Consider the following 16643-nt stretch of genomic DNA (forward strand, 5'->3'; position numbering starts at 1 on the left):
GTTGTCCGCCGCGCCTTGCAACGCGGCGAAGACCCCGACGATGGCCGCGCCCTTCGACACCAGCCAGGCCGACGGCACGAACCGGCAGCCCGGCGTCGGCCACGCGCGCGGCACGGCCGAGCAGGCCGGCACCGGCCAGGCACGCGGCACGACCGAGTGGCCCGGCACGGCCGAGGCCGCCTATGCGCCCGGCGTGGCCCCGGCTGCCCATGCGCCCGGCGCGGCCGAGGCCGCCAGCCGGCCCGAGCCGGGCGCAACGGCCTGCGGGGACATGGCGTCTGGCACCGCCGGCCCGACACGCGCCACCACCGGGCCGGTGCGCGGCGGCGTCGAACTCACCGTGCCGCTGTCCACGCTCATGGGGCTGACCGAGTTGCCCGGCGAGTTGGCTGGGTGGGGGCCGGTCATCGCCGACATCGCACGACAAGTCGCCGAGCAGCAACGACGCGGCCGATGGCGATTCACCGTCCACGACGGCAACACCCTCTACACCGGCGTCACCCGCCGCAGACCAACGGCGGACCTGGCGGACTACATCAGCGCACGAGATCGGACATGCCGAGCACCCGGCTGCCGGGTGCCCGCCCACCGCGCCGACATCGACCACATCCGCGACTGGGCACACGGCGGACCCACCGAAGAGCGCAACCTCGGCACCCTCTGCCGCCATGACCACGGGCTCAAACACCACGGCCATTGGGAGTATCACCAGATCGCACCCGGCGTCTTCCAAAGGCGCACCGCCCTCGGCCACACCTACCTCGTCCCACCCGAACCACGACCAGAGGGCTAGAGCGCTTCGGGGTCAGGTTCAGAATCGGGCTTACCTGCTTTGAGCTACCGCGACTGCCCGTCGTGGCTCAGACTGTCACTCCCGCGGCCTCACCCACCGCGTCCCGCTTGATCGGTGCGGGTCGCCGCCGCCGCTACCCTCGTGGGTATGGGAGTGTCGTGGTTGCTCGTGTGGACGAGCAACTGGTCGGATTCGCCTACGGGTTCGCGCTTGCGGCGGACACGAAACGGTGGTCGCGGCTCAGCGCGCCGGTTGCGCCGGAGGTGGTCGAGGAGTGGCCGGGTAGGACTTTCCTGCTTTTTGACTTCGCCGTGCACGACTCGCTGCGCGGTCGGGGAGTCGGCCGTGCGTTGCATGATCGTCTGCTTGGTAGCCGCGCTGAGGAGCGTGCGACCCTGATGGTTCAGCCGGTGGCCGGTGACACGAAGGCGATCTACGAGCACTGGGGCTGGCGGAAGATCGGGCAGACGGAGGGCGGCCCGACGGCAGCGGCTCCCGTCTTCGACGTCTACCTACGTGATCAGCTTGGTGATCTGGTGCCTTCGTAGGCGTGCCTGCCAGCCTGTTGCTGAAGTGGCAACAATGTTTGTCAACCGGCGGCCGGGTCGGGACGCTGGTGGGCATGGAGAGCAACGAGGCCAAAGGCGCGGTCGCCGAGAAGACCGCGGCGGGGCACCAGCACACCGAGGACGACCCGGCGGCGCTGTTCGAGCCGGCCGGCTGGGATGAGCGGTATCGCGGGCAGGAGAAGATCTGGAGCGGGAACCCCAACCCGCAACTGGTCGCCGAGGCGGCCGGGCTGGCGCCGGGTACCGCGCTGGACGTCGGCTGCGGTGAGGGCGGCGACGTGATCTGGTTGGCAAGCCAGGGCTGGACGGTAACCGGCGCCGATTTCTCCGCCAACGGCCTGGCGCGCGCCGCCCGGCACGCCGAGCAGGCCGGGGTCGCCGACCGCGTCGACTGGTGGCGCGTCGACGCACGGGCGTTCACGGCCGAGGGCCGGTCCTATGACCTGGTCACCAGCCACTACCTGCACCCGCCGGACGGCGGGATGGTCGAGGTGGTGCGCCGGCTGGCCGAGGCCGTCGCGCCCGGGGGCCATCTGCTCGTCGTCGGCCACGCACCGTCCGAAGTGTTCACTCACATGGCGGAAAGCCACCGGAGGGCGATGTTCGCCGCCGAGGATCTGCTGCCCGGCCTGCCGGACGACTTCGAGCCGCTCGTGGCCGAGCAGCGGCCGCGGTCCGTGAATCGCAATGGCGCGGTGGTCGACATCCAGGATTCCACCCTGCTCGCCCGCCGTGCTCGGGCCCGGTGAAAGCTTGGCGCAATGGTTGTGAAAGGACGCCTCGCTAGCGTCGCAGGGGTATCCGGATCCGAGTCCCCTGTGGAGGTTTGCGCAATGAGAAGCGGACGGACGATCGTCGGCACCGTCGGCGTCGCCCTGGCAATGTTGGTTCTTGGGCTGACCGGCGCACCAGCGCAGGCCGCCGAAGCCGACCGGGCCGCTTCGGTGGCGGGTTCAGCCGTCGCGGCTATTTCGCCGGGCATCTCGCCGGCCGCCGAGCGGGTCACGTACGTCAGCCGGTACGGCTTCGCGGACTACGACTGCCGCTCCGGCAGGGCCTGCCTGGCCGTGTGGGACGTCAACGTCAACAGTTGGAAGGTCTTCGACCTGTTCCAGTGCGGCTCGTACCGCCTGTCGTACTGGTACGACCTGGGCGGGATGAAGAACAACCAGACCGGTGGCGCCGTGGTGCGCACCTACGGCTCCGGTGGCGGTCTGATCCTGCCGTACGCGCCGAACGGCAACGGGGTCTACGAGGTCGACTGGAACCCGGTGTGGAGCGTCCGGCCCTGCTGAACCGAGCGGGCGCCGCCTGAGCGGAACCTGATGGTAGGGATAGCCCTACCGTCAGGTTCCAAGCTCGCCATGTGTTTTCGGCGGGCGCCGCCGATGAGGCTGATGACCATGACAGAAACGGTCGTCGAGGTCATCGACGTGACGAAGAGTTATGCGGGCGGTGCCGGCGTGCGGGCCCTCGATGGCGTGTCCGTGGGGTTCGCCACCGGCACCTTTTGCGCGGTGATGGGACCCTCCGGTTCCGGCAAGTCGACGCTGCTGCACTGCGCCGCGGGCCTGGACCGGCCGGACAGCGGCCGCGTCCTGCTGGCGGGCCAGGAGATCAGCCGGCTGCGCGAGCCGAAGCTCACCGAGGCGCGGCGCAGGCGGGTCGGGTTCGTCTTCCAGTCGTACAACCTGATGGACTCGCTGTCGGTGTGGCACAACGTGCTGCTGCCGCAACGGCTGGCAGGCGTGCGGCCGGACCGCGACTGGGCGCGCGAGGTCATGCGGCGGGTCGGCCTGGCCGGACGTGAGAACGACCGGCCAGGGCAGCTGTCCGGCGGGCAACGGCAGCGGGTCGCGCTCGCCCGCGCGCTCGCGGGTCGCCCAGAGGTGATCTTCGCCGACGAGCCCACCGGTGCGCTCGATATTTCGGCGGGGCGTGAGGTGCTGGCGCTGCTGCGCGATGCGGTGGACGGCTTCGGCGACCTTGGGAGCCGAAGTGGTGAGCGCAGCGGCACGGCGGTCATCATGGTGACCCACGACCCGGCGGCGGCCGCCTGGGCGGACCGCGTGGTGTTCCTCGCCGACGGGCGGATCGTGACCGAGCTCGCCGACCCGACGGCCGAGAAGGTCGCGGCGCAGATGACGGCGGTGAGCGCCCGATGATGCGGCTCGCGCTCGGCACGCTGCGCCGGCACCGCGGCGCGTACCTGGGTTCCTTCCTCGCGGCCTTCCTGGCGGTGGCGCTGCTGGCCGGCGCCGGCCTGCTGCTGTTCTCCGTGCTGACCGCCAAGCCGCCGGCAGACCGGTTTGCCGCCGCCGCGGCGGTGGTCTCCGGCGACCGCGAGGTGACCCTGACGACCACGAAGAAAAAGAAGAAGAACAAGGTAAAGAGCAAGACGAAGAGCGAGCGGCTCACCGGCGCCGGCACGCTGCCGGCAGACCTGGCCGGGCGGATCGCCGCGGTGCCCGGTGTCGTGGACGCGGTCGCCGACTACGCGTTCCCGGTGGTGTTTCCGGTGCGCGGCGAGGACGACGCGCCCGTGGTCGGCCATGGGTGGGCGTCCGCCGCGCTCACCCCGTACACGTTGCGGGAAGGCCGCCCGCCGGCGGCGGGGGAGATGGTGATCGACGCCGACCTGGCCGCGCGCGGCGGCCTGTCCGTCGGGGACCAGGTCCAGATTACGACCAGGACGGGGGTACGGTCAGTGCGCGTCTCCGGCGTCGCCGCGCCCGACGGGCGCGACGGGCTCGCCGCGCAGGGCGCACTGTTCCTGGCGGACCGGCAGGTTCCAGCGGTGTCCGGTTTGGACGGTCCGACGGCGATCGCTGTACTGGCCGAGCCAGCCACGGATCTGGCCGCGTTGCGAGCGGTGGCCGGCGACGCGCCGGTGTTCACCGGTGCGGACAAGGTGCGCGGCGACCTGCCCGGAGCGCTGCCTGACTACATAGGACCGATCTCCATCTTCGGCTTCACCATCGGCATCACCGCGTTCGCGGCGGTCTTCGTCCTCACCGGTACCGTGGCGCTGGGCGTACGGCAGCGGCTGCGCGACCTGGCGCTGCTGCGTACCGCGGGGGCGACACCCGGCCAGCTGCGCCGGTTGCTGGGTCTGGAGAGCGTCGTGCTCGCGGCCGTCGCCGCCGTGCCGGCGATGCCGGTCGGGGTCGTGGTGGCCGGGCTGGTGGCCGCCCGGTTCCGCGCGCTCGGCGCGGTGCCGGCGCAGTTCACCGTCGCCTTCAACGTCCCCGTCCTGATCTGCGCGGCGGTGGCCGGCGTGCTCGTCACGTTCGTCGCGGCCCGGATCGCCGGCCGGCGGGCGGTGCGCATCGCACCGACCCAGGCCCTGACGGAGACCGCCACGGCGCCGCGCGGGGGCATGCTGGTCCGCGTGGTGGCCGCCCTGGTCACCGCGGGCGGGGCGGTCGCGGTGCTGATTTTCGTACCGCTGGGCGGCCCGCTCGGCATGGGCATGAGCTTCGTGTCGTCCGCGCTGCTGCTGTGCGCGGTGGCCGCCCTGGGCCCGGTACTGGCGCGCGGGTTGACCGCCGTGGTCGGACGCGTCGCCGCGCTGGGCGGAGTGACCGGCTGGCTGGCGGGCACGGTCGCCAGGGCGGAGAGCCGCCGGGTCGCGGCGGTGGCGGTGCCGCTGGTGCTGATGTTCGCCATCAACGCCACCATGCTGCTCAACAGCTCCCTGCTCGGCGAGCTCACCGGCGACGAGCACGCCGCGCGCAGCGCCCCGGCGACGGCCCAGGTCACGGGCCCCGGTGGGCTGCCGCTGTCCGTGGCCGGCGACCTCGCCGCGCTGCCCGGTGTCACCGGGGCCGCCGCGACGTTGCCGACCCGGGCGATCGTCGCCCAGGGCGGCAAGCCCGAGGACTACCCGTCGCAGGGACTTTTCACCGCCGGCCGGGAGGCCGCCATCGACCTGGACGTCCGGGACGGGCAGCTGGGCGGCGAGGGCACCTTCGCGGCCAGCGCGTACCTGGTCGAGCAGCACGGCTGGCGGGTCGGCGACGAGGTGCCGATCTGGCTGGCTGACGGGTACCAGGTGACGTTGCGCCTGGCCGCCGTGTACCAGCGGGCCCGGGGCTTCGGTGAGATGGCACTCCCCGCCGACCTGGTCGCCGCGCACGATCCGCGCGGCCTGGTCGCGGCGGTCGCGCTGCGCTACGACGGTGACGTGGCCGCCGGCATCCACCAGCGGTGGCCCGCGCTGCGGGTCACGCCGGCGGTGGCGGCGGCCCGGGCCGGCGACGCGCAGAACCAGCAGGGCGCCTGGGAGCTGATGGTGGTCATCTCGCTCGGCTTCGCCGCCATCGCGGTGGTGAACACGTTCGCCATCGCCGCCTCGTCCCGCCGCCGGGAGTACGCCGACCTGCGGCTGGCGGGGGCGACCGCCGGTCAGGTGCACCGGATGGCCACCCGCGAGGCGGCGATCACGGTCACCGTCGGCCTGGTGCTCGGCGCGGCGGTCACGGCGGTCGTGGTGGGCGCGTTCAGTACCGCCCAGGACGGGATCTTTCGGCTGATCGTGGACCCGGTGACGTACGGGGGGATGCTGGCCGGGATCGCGGCCCTCGGGATGGCCGCCGGCGCCCTGCCGATCCGGGCCGTACTGCGCCGCCGTGACCTGCCGGCCGTCGCCGACGACCACTGATCATGCTGGTTATGGTGGTGCCGGTGAAGACGACCGCGCGGGCCCTGGCATACCTGGCCACCGGCATACCCGCTGGTGCCGCCGGTCTCGCCTGGAGCATCGCCGCGACCCTGGCCGTGGGGCTGCTCGCGGTGACCCAGCTCGGCGGTCCGGTCTTCCTCGGCGCCGCCTGGGTCACCCGCAGGCTCGCCACCGTCGAGCGGTGGCGAGCCGGCTGGGTACTGGGCCAGCCGATCGCCGAGCCGTACCTGCCGGCCACCGGCGACACGTTGGGGCGCCGGGTGGCCGCGGTGGCCAGCCAGCCGGCCACCTGGCGGGACCTGGCGTGGCTGGTGGTGCTGTTTCCGATCGGTCTCGCCGGAGGCGTCGCCGGTATCGTGATCGCCGCCGTCGATGCCGGCGCCATCCTGGCACCGGCCTGGGCCTGGGCGGTGCCGAACCCGCACGCCCCGTTCCCGATGAAGCCGCTGATGACCACCACGCCTGGCCGGTTCGGTCTCACCGTGATCGGGCTCGCGCTGCTGCCGCTCGCGGTCTGGCTGCTGCGTACCCTGGCCCGCCTCCAGACCGCCGCCGCCCGCGCGCTGCTGGCGCCCGGCCTGCACGCGCGCCTGGTGAAGGAGACCGCCCGGCTGGCACAGACGCGGGCCCGCGTGGTCGACGCCCAGGCGGCGGAGCTGCGCCGGATCGAGCGCGACCTGCACGACGGCGCCCAGGCCCGGCTCGTGGCGACCGGGATGATACTGGCGCTCGCCGCCCGCAAGCTGCGCAACGGCGGTGCCGCCGCGCCAGACGTGGAGCTGGCCCGCCGCCAGCTCGACGAGGCGCTCGCCGAGCTGCGCCGGCTGGTACGCGGCATCCACCCGCCGATCCTGACCGACCGCGGCCTGCACGCCGCCCTCGCGGCGCTCGCCGCCGACAGCCCGCTCACCGTGGAACTGCGCGGCGACCCGGGGGAGCGGTACCCGCCAGCCGTGGAGTCGGCGGCGTACTTCGTGGTCGCCGAGGGCCTCGCCAACGCCGGCAAGCACGCGTTCGCCTCTGGATGCCTCGTCGAGCTGGCTCGCACGCCGGCGTCGATCGTGGTGACGCTGACAGACGACGGGCGCGGCGGCGCCGACCCGGCCGGCGCCGGCCTCGACGGCCTGCGGCGGCGGGTCGAGGCGCTCGACGGGACGCTGAGCGTCACCAGCCCGCCCGGCGGGCCGACCGTCCTGCACGCGGAGTTCCCATGCGCATCGTGATCGCCGAAGACCTGCTACTGCTGCGCGACGGCATCGTGCGCCTGCTGACCGACACCGGGCACACCGTCGTCGCCGCCGTGGACACCGCGCCGGCGCTGATCGACGCCGTGTCCGCGCACGCCCCGGATCTGTCCATCGTGGACGTGCGGTTGCCACCCGGTTTCCGCGACGAGGGACTGCGTGCGGCGCTCCACCTGCGCGCCAGCGATCCGACCGCGCGGGTGCTGATCCTGTCGCAGTACGTCGAGCGCGTCTACGCCGTCGAGTTGCTGGCCGACGGTCGAGGCGGCGTCGGCTACCTGCTCAAGGACCGGGTGACCGCGCTGGACGACTTCCTCGACGCCATCGACCGGGTAGCGGCCGGCGGTACCGTCATGGATCCCGAGGTGATCGCGCAGCTGTTCACCCGCAACAGCCGTCGAACCGGGATCGGCGCCCTGACCGCCCGCGAGCGGGAGGTGCTGGGGCTCATGGCTCAGGGCATGTCGAACTCGGCGATCTGTGCCGGGCTGGTGCTCGCGCCGGTCTCGGTCGAGAAGCACATCACGAACATCTTCGCCAAGCTCGACCTGCCACCCGACGACGACGCGCACCGCCGCGTCCGCGCCGTACTGGCCTACCTCAACCAGTGAGCCGGCCGTCGCGGCTGCCCCGGTACGCGGCCGCGCGTAGCCGCCACAGCAGCCCGTCGGTGCGCAGCCCGGGCGCGCCGTGACGCACCGGGTCGAAGGCCAGTACCCGGTCGACCTCGGGTGCGACGGGCGGGCCGACCACGATCCGGCCGAACACCCGCCAGCGGCCCGCCGGCGCCGCGACCGCGAACAGGAAGCTCACCCGTCCACGCGCGGCCGCCGCGGTGAGCGCGTCGAGGTCGGTGCCGAGGTCGTCGGCCGCCGGATCGGGCAGTACGGCCAGATAGCGGCGACCGTGCCTGGTGCCGTACCCGGCGATGGTGGTGTACGTCGACGCGAGGCGGCGCCGGGGCAGCGGCACGTGCCGGGCCAGTGGCGCGCCGCCCGCCGTCGTGGAGGTCAGCACGTCCAGGTCGGCTCCGGGGCCACCGCCACCGCGTACGCGCACCGCGACACCGAGGACGTCCGGCCACGTACCCGGCAGTCCGGCCCCGCGCGAGAGCCGGACCAGCGCCGGATACTGGGCCGCCCGGTCCAGCAGCTCGACGCCGTACCGGCCGCCGCCGCGGGTGCGCACGGTGGCCTCGAAGGTGCGCCCGCGCGGGTGCAGCGCCCGGGCGTGACGCGCGGCCGCCACCGCGCCGGCGACCCTCTGGGCTGCTTCCCACACAGCCGACTGATGCCCTTTCCCGCTACCGCGAAACGGAGCCGGTCGTATCTGAAATCGGCATGGTCGACATGAATGGATGAACCGTACGCGGGTAGAACCCCGGCCCAGCAAGCAACGCTTCAGGTTAGGGGCATATGAGATGACGGATATCGCCACGTCTCGCTCACCCTCGGGCGACCAGGAGTCGACCGGACAGGTGGCGAAGGAACAGGCCGCGAACGTCGGACACACCGCCGCGGAAGGCGGCGGGCAGGTGCTGCGGACAGCGGCCGAGCAGGGCAAGCAGGTAGCCGGTGAGGCGGGCGACCGCGCCCGTGAGCTGTACGGCACGGCCCGCGGCGAGCTGCACGGCCAGGCCAGGGAGCAGCAGCGACGCGCCGCGGGCGGGCTGCGTTCGGTCGGCGCCGAGCTGCGCACCATGGCGGACCAGGGCGGCGGATCAGGTCCGGCCACCGAGTTGGCCCGCCGCGCGTCGGGAACGATCGACCAGGTCGCCGGGTGGCTGGAAGACCGCGAACCCGGTGCGGTCGTCGACGAGGTCAAGCGGTACGCACGGCAGCACCCGGGTGCGTTCCTGGCCGGCGCGGCGCTGCTCGGCGTCGTCGCGGGCCGGCTGACCCGCGGGCTGGCGGCCGACGCCGGCGAGAGTGCGGCCTCGGACAGCCGAGCCACGGCCACACCTCCCGCGCCGCCTCTCGCGTCACCTCTCGCGCCGCCTCTCGCCACGGCGGAGCCGGTACCGGTCGACGGAGGCCAGCGGTGAGTCCCGCGGCCTCCGATGTAAACGAACCGCACCCGGACGTGGCGCAGCGCTCCTTCGGCGACCTCGTCGGTGAGGTGGCCCAGGACCTGTCCACCCTGGTCCGCCAGGAGATGGACCTCGCCAAGGCGGAGCTGCGCGAGGAGGCGGCCAAGGCGGGCCGGGCGGCGGGCGCGTTCGGCGCGGCCGCGGTCGCGGGCCACATGGTCCTGCTGTTCGCCTCCGTCGCCCTGTGGTGGGCGCTGGCGAACGGCATGGACGAGGGCTGGGCCGCCCTCATCGTCGCCGTCGTATGGGCGGTCGCGGCGGCGATCCTCTTCGCCGCGGCCCGCGCCCAGGTGCGGCGCGTGCGCGGTCTGACCCGTACGACCGAAACCGCCAAACAGATTCCGGACGCCCTCAAGCCAAATCCAGGAGGCTACCGATGAGCACAGACCCGGACCAGATCCGGCAGGAGATCGCCCGTACCCGGGAAAACCTCAGCGACGACGTCGACGCGCTGGCGTACAAGGCCAGCCCTCGGCGCATGGTGGAGGAGCGCAAGCGGCGCGTCAGCCACGCGGTGCGCCGGGTCAGCGACAGGGTCATGGGCACCGCCTCGCAGGCCGGCGACGCCGCCTCGGACCGGGTGTCGTCCGCGGCGTCCACTGTGGGTTCCGCGGCGTCCACTGTGGGCGACGCGGCGGCCGCAGCGCCACGGCAGCTGAAGGAGCGGGCCGAGGGCAACCCCATCGCGGCCGGCCTGATCGCGTTCGCGGCCGGCTGGCTCGTCTCGTCCCTGCTGCCGGCCACCCAGCGCGAGCAGGAGGCGGCCAGCCGAGTGAAGGAGGCGGCCAAGGAGCACAGCGACACGATCAAGCAGGAGGTCGGCGGCGTCGCCCAGGAGATGCGCGACAACCTGCGCGAGCCCGCACAGGAAGCCACCCAGGCGGTCAGGTCGAGCGCCGAGGAGGCGGTCGAGACCGTCAAGGACGAGACCCGCACCGCGGCCGACGACGTCAAGCAGGAGACCCGCAACGCCCGCGAGCAGATCCGCTCATAGGACGGCCGAGGGGGCACCGGCTGAGAACCGGCGCCCCCGAGTGCGGGGCTACGCGGTCACGGGCGTGGCGCGCAGCGAGGCCCAGACCGTCTTGCCGTCGACGACGGTGTTGCAGCCCCACGCCGTCGCGTACAGATCGACCAGGAAGAGTCCACGGCCGCCGTGGGCCAGCGCTTCCGGTACCGCCCAGGCCGGCACCGGCGGCTGGGTGCTGCGGTCGCGCACGCTCAGGTACAGGTGGGCGCCGCGCAGCGAAACGGCCAGCTGGATCTCGCCGGTGCCCGCGTGCCGCACGGCGTTGGCGACGAGCTCCGAGACGATCTGAGTGGCCGGACCGCGCAAATGATCGACCTGCCAGTCGTGGCACGCCGACGCGACGAGCGCACGGGCCCGCGCCGGTGCGGTCTGCTCCGCGCCCAGGGTCAGCCGGCGCCGGGCGGTGGTGGCGTGCGAGGCCGCCGCCGCCACGGCCTGCTCGGCGGTGCCGTAGACGGTGACCGGTCCGAGGACCCGACTGTTCATGAGGGCGGCCAGCTCAGCCGACGGGCCGAACAGCAGCAGGACCGCTGTGCTCTCACCGCCGGAGCGAGCCTCACCGCCGACGCGCAACGCCGCCGGAAAGATCGTGAGGCGGGACGAGCGGTCGACGCTCAGCCCGCGGACGTCGACCAGCACCGCGTCGGGGCCATCGGCCAACGCCTTGAGCAGGGCGGTGCGGACAACGGGCGCGGAGTCCAGCGCGAGCAGACCGCGCAGTGTCACCACGATCAAGCCGTTGGCAAGATCCGGTGCCGTCGTCACGGTCAACACCGCTGCGTCATTCCCTCCTCGCCGCGCGCCGGGACAGGGACCCAGTCTCGACGGTACCGGAGGCAGACCCGGCGGCTCAGCCACTCAGCTCGGTGAGCAGTTCCTCGCCCGACCAGTCACGCCGGCCACCGCGCTCGGCGTCGCGGATCAGGGCGACCAGCCGCTCGTTGGCCGGTGCCCGGGTGCCGTGCCGGCGGGCCAGCGCCACGACCTCGCCGTTGAGGTAGTCCACCTCGGTGGTCCGGCCGGCCTCCAGGTCTTCCCACATGGAGGAGCGCGCCAGCGGGTCGATGGCGAGCAGCTTGGCGGCCACCCGGGCGAACAGCGCGTCGGGCGTGTTGAGCAGGGCCGGTATCCAGCCCGGCGGCAGCGGCGTGAGCTTGACCGGGGTGAGGCCGGCGGCGGCGTACGCCCGCAGCGCCTCTCGCTGCGCCATGGCCAGGCAGCGCCGGTACGCCCGCTGTGACAGCTCGGCCTTCAGCGGTACGCCGGACAGGGCGTTGATGGCGTTGTTGAGGTTGAGCAGCAGCTTCGCCGCCTGCACGCCGGCCATGTCGTCGTGTTGCACCAGCGGCAGGCCGGCCCGTTCGAACGCCGCCGCGTATCCGGCCAGCGATGGGTGCCGCTGCGCCTCCAGCCCGCCCTCGGTGCCGCCGTGGAGCCTGCCGTCGCCCTGGTTGACCACGTTGAAGGCGACCATTCCGGCCAGTACGGTGGCGCCCGGCAGCCGCTCGCGCAACAGGTCGGCGTTGTGCAGTCCATTTTGGAAGCTGATGACGACCGCGCCGGGCTTCAGGCGGCTCGCCAGCTCGTCGCCGGCCTGTGCGGTGGCTGCGGACTTCACGGTGACCAGTACCAGATCCGCCTCCGCCACCGCGGACGGCGCCGTTTCGTATCGCGGCGCCGGCACGCGCAGCGCGGCGCCGCGCCAGTCGGTGAGGGTGAGGCCGTGCCCGGCGATCTGCCGGGCCAGCCGCTCGCGGCCGATGAAGATCACCTCGCTGCCGGTGGCGGCGAGCCGGCCGCCGACGTAGCAGCCGATGCTTCCGGCGCCGTAGATACAGATCACCATTGGCGCAGATGGTAGTCCACCCGTGGGCCGTCCGGCTCGCGCCGGACGGCCCACGGAGCCAGGTTTCAGGCCACCGCGCAGGTCGCGTTGTTGAGCGTGAAGGCGGTCGGCTTGGCGTTGGTACCGGTCCAACTCCCGGTGAACCCGAAGCTGGCGGTGCCGTTGGGTGCGATGGTGCCGTTCCACCCGGCGTTGGTGGCGGTCACCTGGGTGCCGGACTGGGCGTAGGTGGCGTTCCACGCCTGGTTGATCTGCTGCCCGTTGGCGAAGCTCCAGCGCAGCGCCCAGCCGTTGACGGCGCTGGTGCCGGTGTTGGCGATCGTGACGTCGCCCTGGAAGCCGCCCGACCACTGGCTGGTGATGGTGTACGTGACCCGGCAGGCGGCCGTACCCGGGGAGGTGCCCGGCGTGGTGGGTGCGACGGTGGTCGGCGCCGGGCCGGGGGTCGTCGGTACGGCCGTCGTGGGCGGGCTGGTCGGTGGGGTGGTGACGGTGGTGCCGCTGGCGGTCGCGGAACCCGCGCGCGTCGCGCCGGTGAGGCTTCCGCTCGGGTACAGGCTGCCGACCGGGGTACCGGACACGCTGCCGCCGGTGTAGATGTCGTAGCTGCGCCCGCCGATGACCTGGTTGGAGGAGAGCGCGATCTGCTGGAACGCCTTCGTGGCCCGGTACGCGGCGATCACGGTGCTGCCGGAGGCCACCTGCACGATGGTGCCGGCCGCCTGGCGGGCGGCGAACCGGTACGTGATCCAGCGCTGCGGCGAGGTGTTGGCGATCGCCCCGGTGACCGCGGTCAGGCCGGTGGAGAACGTGGTGCCGCCGCTGAAGGTGATCGGGCCGTTGGAGTCCAGGCCGCCTTCGCCGCCGGCGCGGGTGTCCGAGCCGTGCGCGACGACGGTACCGCCCGAGATGCTCAGCGTCCCGTTGGTGTCGATGGCGTCGGTGCCGCCGCTGGTGCTGACCGAACCACCGGTGATCCGGATGAACGCGTTGGGCGCCACGGCGAACTCGTTGATGCCCTCTTCGGCCGAGTTGAGCCCGTCGTCGGTGGAGGTGACGTTGACGGCGCCGCCGGAGATGGTGAGCTTGAGCGCCTCCAGCCCCTCGTACGAGTTGGTCACGTTGACCGTGCCGGCGGTGACGTCCACAGTGGTCTCACCGTGTACCGCGTCGTCGGCCGTGGCGAGGTTGAGCGTGCCACCGTCGATGGCGACCGCGACGTCGGAGTTGACGGCGTCGTCGGCGGCGTCCACTGTGACCTGTCCGCCGCCGGTCACGATGAGGACGCCTGCCTTGAGCCCTTTGGCCGACGCGTCCGCGGGCAGGGGAGTGGTGCGCCCGCCGCCGGCCCGCACGGAGAGCGTGCCGCCGGTGGTGATCACGTCGGTCTCGCCGTGTACGCCGTCGCCGGCCGCGGTGACGGTGGTCGTGCCGCCCGCGACGAGCACGTACCCGAGCGTCGCGTCACCGTCCTCATCGGACTTCAGCCCGTCGCCGGTCCGGGTGGTGACGCTCAGGGTGCCGCCGTTGACGATCAGGTAATCCTTGCCGCGGATGCCCTCGTCGACCGCGTTGACGGTGATCGTGCCGGCGGCGATGACCAGGCCGTCCTTGCTGGCGATGCCGTCGTACGCGTTGCCGGTCACGGTGAGCGAGCCGGTGCCGGCGATGGTCAGGTCCGCCGCGCTGAACAGCGCGGCGTTGGGCTCGTCGACGGACGGGTCCGGATAGACGTACTGCGAGGCGTCCGAGAGCCGGTTGGTGGTGCCCGCGTTCAGCACCACCATGACCTCGCCGGCGTCGACCACGTTGATGGCGGAACTGGTCGAGTTGGCGATGGTGACGCCGTTCAGCAGCAGCCGCACGATCCCGGACTCGGCGGTGTCGACCACGATCTGGCCGTTGGTGAGCGAGCCGGTCAGCTGGTACGTCCCCGCCCCGGTGATCGTCACGACGCCGCCACTGACCGAGACGTCCGGGCTCCCGCTGGTGGCGCTGGAACCGTTGAGGGTGATGGCCGCGACGTCGGCGGAGCTCCACGAGTGGTCGGCCGGATCGTCGTGGTCCGGCGCGTTGGCCGCGATCGCCGCGGCCGCCGCGTCACCCGCGGCCAGTACCCCGACATCGTCCGTCTCGGCCGCGGCGCCGGTGACCGCGCCCATCCACGCGGTGACCGATATCGCCGCGGCGGCGACAGGGATGGCGAGCTTCCGGGTACGTCGCATGGTCCGTCCTGTCCTGGGTCGTGGCGCTCCGGCCGGCGAGACATTCATGAATACGAATGGAGAGTACATTGACGAACCTCAAAAGAGGCTGGGAGTTTTTGGTCGACTTCGTCGGGGTACGCGTACCGGTGAGCCCAGCGAAGGCTGGAGCACTGCGAGGAGGCGACCGAGATGTCCGATTCGCATCAGCGGGACGACGAGGAACTGGCCAACGAGCCGAACGAGGAAGGCTTCGCGGGCGGCGCTACCATGCCCGAGGCCCAGCCCGAGAACCCCGACGCGGGGCGGGCCGAACGGATCGCGGTGCCCGGCGACGATCTGACCTCGGCCCTCTCGGACGCGGTACCCGGTAAGAGCGACGACGAGGAGGCATAGCTTCGTGCCGGCGGGGTAGTTCGGTGTCATGGCTGCAAAGCGAACATCGAACGAGCTGGACGCGGCCGAGCGCGACGCGATGCCCGACAGCGCCTACGCGTTCCCGCGCGAGCGCAAGGAACCGCTCAACGACGCCTCCCACGTGCGCAACGCGATCGCCCGCTTCGACCAGGTCCAGGACGTCACGGACGAGGAACGGCGCGAGGCGTTCCGCCGGATCCGGCGGGCGGCGGACAAGTTCGGCGTGGAGATGTCGGCGACGCGCTGGCAGGAACTGGGCAAGCCGACCGCGCCGAAGAAGTCCAAATCCTAGATCCTAGGCCGGGCGCGCGGGTGGTAGGCGGCGCGCGCCCGGGCCCTCGCGGCCGAGTACGTCGCGCGGGTTGGTCAGGTGGCACACGCGCATCGACAGGCAGCCGCACCCGATGCAGTCGGTGAGGTCGTTTCGCAGCGCCTGCAACTGGGCGATGCGCGCGTCGAGCTCGGTGCGCCACGCCATGGAAAGGCGGGCCCAGTCCTCGCGGGTCGGGGTGCGTTCGCTGGGCAGCTGGTCGAGGGCCTCCCGGATCACGGCCAGCGAGATGCCGACGTTCTGCGACGCCCGGATGAACGCGACCCGGCGCAACGTGTCGCGGCTGTACCGGCGCTGGTTGCTCGCCGTCCGGGTGCTGCGGATCAGGCCCTGGCGCTCGTAGAAGTGCAGCGCGGAGATCGCGACGCCGCTGCGGTCGGCGACCTGCCCGACGGTGAGCTCGTGAAAGGTGGTGCGGGGCCTCGGCATCCGTCGACCCTAGCGCTTGACCTCAACAGAGGTTGAGGCCAGAGAATCGCGCCGTCCACGAAGCGCGATCAAGGAGCCTCACCTGTGACCACCGTTCTCGTCATCGGCGCCACCGGCAAGCAGGGCGGCGCGGTCGCCGAGCTGCTGCTCAAGCACGGCCACGACGTCACCGCCTACGTGCGCTCGCCCGAGTCGCCCGCCGCCCAGGGCCTGTCCGCGGCCGGGGCGCGGCTCGTCACCGGCGACCTGGCCGACCCGGAGGCGCTCGCGAGCGCCGTCAGAGGCGTCGACGCGATCTTCGGCCTGTCCGTACCGTTCGGATCGGGCGGCAAGGACGAGGAGGTCGCGCAGGGCCGGCTGCTCGTCGACGTCGCGCTGCGTGCCGACGCGCATCTGGTGTACTCCTCGGTGCGTGGCGCCGACCGGCTGGTGGAGACCGACATCGACCACGCCGACAGCAAGCAGCTCGTCGAGGCGTACCTGCGGGGCCAGCAGGTCCGCGCGACCGTCCTCGGACCCGTGTACTTCATGGAGAACGTCCTCAACGTCGGGTTCAGCCGCCTCACCGACGGCGTCCTCGCCAACCCGCTGTCCGCCGGCAAGCCGCTGGACCAGGTGACCGTGCGGGACATCGCCGGTCTCGCGGTCCACGCGATCGAGTGCCCGGACCGGTTCGTCGGCGAACGCGTAGACGTGGTCTCCGACCGGGTCACCGGCGAGCAGGCCGCCGCGATCCTCAGCGACGTGCTCGGCCGCGAGATCCCGTACCAGCGACTGCCGTTGGACCAGGTCCGCCAGTGGGCGGGTGACGAGATCGCCGACATGTTCCAGCTCTTCGAGGACACGACCGACTTCCTCGACGCTGCCGCCCTGCACGCCACGTACCCGGATGTGGCGTGGCACAGCTACGCCGACTGGGCCCGCACGGTCGACTGGGAACTCGTCCTACGCACCCCGTAGCCCATGAGACCCCCGCTGTTCACCCCGGACACGGGCGAGGTGTCCGG

Annotated in this window: 19 protein-coding genes; 14 read left to right on the forward strand and 5 right to left on the reverse strand. The window is 72.6% G+C overall.

The genetic code is table 11. The features are described 5' to 3' along the window. From QMG73_RS31115 to QMG73_RS31150, 8 genes are all read left to right on the forward strand, one after another. Positions 1-793, forward strand: a 793-nt coding sequence (locus QMG73_RS31115; protein ID WP_281901613.1) for an HNH endonuclease signature motif containing protein, incomplete at its 5' end; no start/stop codon positions are given. A 62-nt stretch (positions 794-855) separates the two neighbouring features. Next, complete coding sequence (locus QMG73_RS31120; RefSeq protein ID WP_281901614.1) at positions 856-1341, forward strand: GNAT family N-acetyltransferase; 486 nt, start codon at positions 856-858, stop codon at positions 1339-1341. Between the two features lie 74 nt (positions 1342-1415). Next, positions 1416-2111, forward strand: a complete 696-nt coding sequence (locus tag QMG73_RS31125) for a class I SAM-dependent methyltransferase (protein ID WP_281901616.1) — start codon at positions 1416-1418, stop codon at positions 2109-2111. Between the two features lie 84 nt (positions 2112-2195). Then, positions 2196-2657, forward strand: a complete 462-nt coding sequence (locus QMG73_RS31130) for a hypothetical protein (RefSeq protein WP_281901618.1) — start codon at positions 2196-2198, stop codon at positions 2655-2657. Between the two features lie 108 nt (positions 2658-2765). Then, positions 2766-3527 (forward strand): ABC transporter ATP-binding protein, encoded by a 762-nt coding sequence (locus QMG73_RS31135; protein ID WP_281901620.1) that lies wholly within the window; start codon positions 2766-2768, stop codon positions 3525-3527. After that, positions 3524-6025: an ABC transporter permease gene (locus QMG73_RS31140; RefSeq protein WP_281901621.1), complete on the forward strand. Its 2502-nt coding sequence runs from the start codon at positions 3524-3526 to the stop codon at positions 6023-6025. The genes QMG73_RS31135 and QMG73_RS31140 overlap by 4 nt, the downstream gene beginning before the upstream one ends. Positions 6026-6048: 23 nt before the next feature. Continuing rightward, positions 6049-7269 carry a sensor histidine kinase gene (locus QMG73_RS31145; protein ID WP_281901622.1) on the forward strand — a complete coding sequence of 407 codons (1221 nt, stop codon included), beginning with the start codon at positions 6049-6051 and terminating at the stop codon, positions 7267-7269. Next, positions 7257-7901 (forward strand): response regulator transcription factor, encoded by a 645-nt coding sequence (locus QMG73_RS31150; RefSeq protein WP_281901623.1) that lies wholly within the window; start codon positions 7257-7259, stop codon positions 7899-7901. Before QMG73_RS31145 ends, QMG73_RS31150 begins: the two co-directional genes overlap by 13 nt. Here QMG73_RS31150 and QMG73_RS31155 read toward each other — a convergent pair. After that, positions 7891-8571, reverse strand: a complete 681-nt coding sequence (locus QMG73_RS31155) for a phosphodiesterase (protein WP_281901624.1) — start codon at positions 8569-8571, stop codon at positions 7891-7893. The two genes, QMG73_RS31150 and QMG73_RS31155, sit on opposite strands and share 11 nt — an antisense overlap. A 139-nt stretch (positions 8572-8710) precedes the next feature. Here QMG73_RS31155 and QMG73_RS31160 point away from each other — a divergent pair, with 139 nt between their 5' ends. The 3 genes from QMG73_RS31160 to QMG73_RS31170 are packed head-to-tail and all read left to right on the forward strand — an operon-like array spanning position 8711 to position 10373. Next, complete coding sequence (locus QMG73_RS31160; protein ID WP_281901625.1) at positions 8711-9334, forward strand: hypothetical protein; 624 nt, start codon at positions 8711-8713, stop codon at positions 9332-9334. Continuing rightward, entirely contained in the window at positions 9331-9759 is a 429-nt protein-coding gene (locus QMG73_RS31165) for a phage holin family protein (protein ID WP_281901626.1), read from the forward strand. The genes QMG73_RS31160 and QMG73_RS31165 overlap by 4 nt, the downstream gene beginning before the upstream one ends. Continuing rightward, positions 9756-10373 carry a DUF3618 domain-containing protein gene (locus QMG73_RS31170; RefSeq protein WP_281901628.1) on the forward strand — a complete coding sequence of 206 codons (618 nt, stop codon included), beginning with the start codon at positions 9756-9758 and terminating at the stop codon, positions 10371-10373. Before QMG73_RS31165 ends, QMG73_RS31170 begins: the two co-directional genes overlap by 4 nt. Positions 10374-10421: 48 nt before the next feature. Here the strand turns inward: QMG73_RS31170 and QMG73_RS31175 are convergent, their stop codons facing one another. The 3 genes from QMG73_RS31175 to QMG73_RS31185 form a co-directional block, all read right to left on the reverse strand. Next, positions 10422-11174 (reverse strand): ATP-binding protein, encoded by a 753-nt coding sequence (locus tag QMG73_RS31175; RefSeq protein ID WP_281901630.1) that lies wholly within the window; start codon positions 11172-11174, stop codon positions 10422-10424. Between the two features lie 85 nt (positions 11175-11259). Next, on the reverse strand, positions 11260-12255 hold the full coding sequence (locus QMG73_RS31180) for a 2-dehydropantoate 2-reductase (protein WP_281901632.1): 996 nt from the start codon (positions 12253-12255) through the stop codon (positions 11260-11262). A gap of 65 nt (positions 12256-12320) precedes the next feature. Beyond that, positions 12321-14480 (reverse strand): carbohydrate-binding domain-containing protein, encoded by a 2160-nt coding sequence (locus QMG73_RS31185; protein ID WP_281901633.1) that lies wholly within the window; start codon positions 14478-14480, stop codon positions 12321-12323. Between the two features lie 171 nt (positions 14481-14651). Between QMG73_RS31185 and QMG73_RS31190 the strand changes: the two genes are divergently transcribed. Further along, positions 14652-14855 (forward strand): hypothetical protein, encoded by a 204-nt coding sequence (locus tag QMG73_RS31190; protein ID WP_281901635.1) that lies wholly within the window; start codon positions 14652-14654, stop codon positions 14853-14855. Between the two features lie 28 nt (positions 14856-14883). Next, positions 14884-15168 carry a DUF6582 domain-containing protein gene (locus QMG73_RS31195; RefSeq protein ID WP_281901636.1) on the forward strand — a complete coding sequence of 95 codons (285 nt, stop codon included), beginning with the start codon at positions 14884-14886 and terminating at the stop codon, positions 15166-15168. Positions 15169-15171: 3 nt separating this feature from the next. Here QMG73_RS31195 and soxR read toward each other — a convergent pair whose 3' ends face one another. After that, the gene (gene soxR, locus QMG73_RS31200) at positions 15172-15636 is read right to left on the reverse strand and encodes a redox-sensitive transcriptional activator SoxR (protein WP_281901638.1); all 465 of its coding nucleotides are present in this window, start codon (positions 15634-15636) and stop codon (positions 15172-15174) included. Between the two features lie 84 nt (positions 15637-15720). On the opposite strand from soxR, the gene QMG73_RS31205 reads away from it, so the two are divergent. Further along, complete coding sequence (locus tag QMG73_RS31205) at positions 15721-16596, forward strand: NmrA/HSCARG family protein (RefSeq protein ID WP_281901640.1); 876 nt, start codon at positions 15721-15723, stop codon at positions 16594-16596. Positions 16597-16643 lie beyond the last annotated feature (47 nt).

Origin of the sequence: Phytohabitans aurantiacus (assembly GCF_027923225.1) — a bacterium.
GTDB lineage: Bacteria > Actinomycetota > Actinomycetes > Mycobacteriales > Micromonosporaceae > Phytohabitans > Phytohabitans aurantiacus.

Coding starts and splice junctions, on each gene's coding strand:
- QMG73_RS31125 (WP_281901616.1), top strand. CDS start 1,416: ATGGAGAGCAACGAGGCCAAAGGCGCGGTCGCCGAGAAGACCGCGGCG.
- QMG73_RS31130 (WP_281901618.1), top strand. CDS start 2,196: ATGAGAAGCGGACGGACGATCGTCGGCACCGTCGGCGTCGCCCTGGCA.
- QMG73_RS31135 (WP_281901620.1), top strand. CDS start 2,766: ATGACAGAAACGGTCGTCGAGGTCATCGACGTGACGAAGAGTTATGCG.
- QMG73_RS31140 (WP_281901621.1), top strand. CDS start 3,524: ATGATGCGGCTCGCGCTCGGCACGCTGCGCCGGCACCGCGGCGCGTAC.
- QMG73_RS31150 (WP_281901623.1), top strand. CDS start 7,257: ATGCGCATCGTGATCGCCGAAGACCTGCTACTGCTGCGCGACGGCATC.
- QMG73_RS31160 (WP_281901625.1), top strand. CDS start 8,711: ATGACGGATATCGCCACGTCTCGCTCACCCTCGGGCGACCAGGAGTCG.
- QMG73_RS31170 (WP_281901628.1), top strand. CDS start 9,756: ATGAGCACAGACCCGGACCAGATCCGGCAGGAGATCGCCCGTACCCGG.
- QMG73_RS31180 (WP_281901632.1), bottom strand. CDS start 12,255: ATGGTGATCTGTATCTACGGCGCCGGAAGCATCGGCTGCTACGTCGGC.
- QMG73_RS31185 (WP_281901633.1), bottom strand. CDS start 14,480: ATGCGACGTACCCGGAAGCTCGCCATCCCTGTCGCCGCCGCGGCGATA.
- QMG73_RS31190 (WP_281901635.1), top strand. CDS start 14,652: ATGTCCGATTCGCATCAGCGGGACGACGAGGAACTGGCCAACGAGCCG.
- QMG73_RS31195 (WP_281901636.1), top strand. CDS start 14,884: ATGGCTGCAAAGCGAACATCGAACGAGCTGGACGCGGCCGAGCGCGAC.
- soxR (WP_281901638.1), bottom strand. CDS start 15,636: ATGCCGAGGCCCCGCACCACCTTTCACGAGCTCACCGTCGGGCAGGTC.